A 2,297-nucleotide genomic window follows, 5' to 3' on the forward strand; every position below is an offset into this window, starting at 1 on the left:
GACACCGCGCAGCGCGACGGGCGCCGCGGGTGCGGCGGTCGCTGCCCCGGCGGACGCGGGTCCGGCGGGTGCGGCTGGTGCGGTCGTCATCTCATGCTCCTGGTCGCGGCGGGCGGATGCTCGACGCTAACCGGAACGCGCTCTCCGCCGTCGTGGGCGTGAAGCACGACGTAACACCGGACGACATGCGGCGTCACACGGCGCCGCTCGGGTCGTCGATTCAGAGCGGCTTCGCCATGTGCAGCGACGCGACCTCGTAGCCGAGGTCGCGGTACAGCGCGATCGCGCCGTCGTTGTAGCCGAACACGTTCAGCCCGAGCCGCGACGCCCCGTGCTCCCGCGCGATCTCCTCACCCGCGAGCATGGCGCGCCGGGCGACCCCGCGCCGACGGAACTCCGGATGCACCTCGAGGTCCCAGACCCACCACAGCTCGCCGTGCTCGTCCCACGGGCCGAGCCAGAGCCAGCCGGCGTCCTCGTCGCCGAGCCGGATCGAGTGCAGCAGCTGCCCCTCGACCGGCCGGCCGTCGGGGAAGAACCGCTCCTCGGAGGCGCGCCGACCCGCCGCAGCCTGCTCGGGCGTGTCGCCGGCATCGCGTCGCGCCTGCTCGTAGTGCGCCATCGCTGCGGGCAGCCACGCGGCGACCTCGGCGTCGGTCATCTGCACGAGGCGCACCTCGGGGTCGTCCATACGGAGGATTCTGCCGCGCCGACTCCCTCGCGACGCGAGTCGCCCCGCCGACTTGCCAGAATGATCCCCATGGCGAGAACCGTTCGGGGCGCGAACCTCCTGATCACCGGCGCGGCGGGCGGCATGGGGCGCATGTACGCCGAGCGGGCCGTCGCGGAGGGCGCTGCGTCCGTCGTGCTCTGGGATCGTGCCGCCGCGGCCCTCGCGCGCACCGCCGACGAGCTCGGGCAGCAGGCGAAGGGCCGCACTCGCGTGCGCTCGTACGTGGTCGACGTCGCCGAGCCGGGTGCGATCGCCAAGGCCGCGCACAAGGTCCGGCGCGACCACGGCACGCCCGACGTGCTCATCAACAACGCGGGCATCGTCCGCGGCAACGCCTACTTCTGGGAGACCGACAGCGGCGACGACGTCAGGCCGACCATGCTCGTGAACGCCTTGGCTCCGATGTACGTCGCGCGCGAGTTCCTGCCCGCGATGATCGCGCGGGGCCGGCCGGCGCGGATCGTGAACATCGGCAGCGCCGCAGGGACCCTCGCGAACCCGCGCATGGCCGTCTACGCGGCGTCGAAGGCCGCGCTGAACGGGTGGAGCGACTCGCTGCGACTCGAACTCGCGCAGGCGGGCCATCGGCACGTGACCGTGACCACGGTCACGCCGTCGTACATCGCGACGGGGATGTTCCAGGGCGCGCGCGGTCCGATCCTCGCGCCGGTCCTCGAACCCGAGTACGTGGTCGAGCGCGTCTGGCGGGCGATGCTCGCCGGCCGTCCGCTGCTCGAGCTGCCCGCGAGCGTCCGGCTCTCACGCTCGCTGCGGGCCATCCTGCCGACCCGCGCGTTCGATCGCGTCGTCGGCGACGGATTCGGCGTCTACCGCTCGATGGAGCGGTTCACCGGGCGCGACTGAGCAGGCTCAGTCGCCGCCCTTGTCGCGACCCTTGCCCTTGCCGGGCTTGTCGTCGCCGTTGCCCTCGCCGCTGTTGCCCTCGCCCTCGTTGTCGCCCGAGCTGCCCGGACCGCCGTCGTCTGAATCATCGCCCTCGTCCGACGACTCCGACTCCGTCGGCGTCGGCGTCGGTTCGGGGCTCGGCGTCGCCGCGGCGATCGCCGCCTCGAGGTCGGCACGCACGAGTGCGATCGCCTCGGTGATGCTCGCCGCGCGGTCCGCGTCGAGGCTTCCGTCCGCCGCAGCGGCGTCGACCTCGGCCTGCAGTGCATCGAGGCGTGCGAGGGCGTCGGCGAAGTCGCCCGTCGAGGACGACTCGGCGATCGAGACGACCTGCGCACGGAACGCGGTCGCATCGCCCTCGGAGATCGCGGGCCCGGCCGCGCAGCCGGCGAGGCCGACGGCGAGCGCGACGGTCACGGATGCCGTGGTCAGGGCGCGGCGCAGTCGGATCGTCATGGCGACACCGCCTCCTCAAGTTGGTTCAGACTGGTCCCGAGGTCGCCCTCGACGCTCGGCAGCGGTGCCTCGGACGGAGCCGGCTCGCCCGCCGCGTCGCCGCCCGCAAGCGCCCCGACGGTGATCGGCACGACGACGAGCGCACCGATGAGCACCGCCGCTGCGGCGAGCGCGAGGATCATCCGCCGCGGCAGCCGCCTGC

General features: G+C 73.5%; 4 protein-coding genes. 1 reads left to right on the forward strand and 3 read right to left on the reverse strand.

Going from position 1 to position 2,297, the window contains the following annotated elements:
* Window positions 1–220: 220 nt before the first annotated feature.
* Window positions 221–691 carry a GNAT family N-acetyltransferase gene (locus tag ESO86_RS15635; protein WP_129235790.1) on the reverse strand — a complete coding sequence of 157 codons (471 nt, stop codon included), beginning with the start codon at window positions 689–691 and terminating at the stop codon, window positions 221–223.
* Between the two features lie 69 nt (window positions 692–760).
* Between ESO86_RS15635 and ESO86_RS15640 the strand changes: the two genes are divergently transcribed.
* Entirely contained in the window at window positions 761–1,597 is an 837-nt protein-coding gene (locus ESO86_RS15640; protein ID WP_129235791.1) for an SDR family NAD(P)-dependent oxidoreductase, read from the forward strand.
* 6 nt (window positions 1,598–1,603) lie between these two features.
* On the opposite strand, the gene ESO86_RS15645 is transcribed toward ESO86_RS15640, so the two are convergent.
* Window positions 1,604–2,095, reverse strand: a complete 492-nt coding sequence (locus ESO86_RS15645) for a hypothetical protein (protein ID WP_129235792.1) — start codon at window positions 2,093–2,095, stop codon at window positions 1,604–1,606.
* The coding region (locus ESO86_RS15650; RefSeq protein WP_207207180.1) for a hypothetical protein at window positions 2,092–2,297 on the reverse strand (206 nt) is incomplete at its 5' end. The genes ESO86_RS15645 and ESO86_RS15650, both read right to left, overlap by 4 nt.

Source organism: Agromyces binzhouensis (assembly GCF_004135055.1).
Classification (GTDB): Bacteria; Actinomycetota; Actinomycetes; order Actinomycetales; family Microbacteriaceae; genus Agromyces; species Agromyces binzhouensis.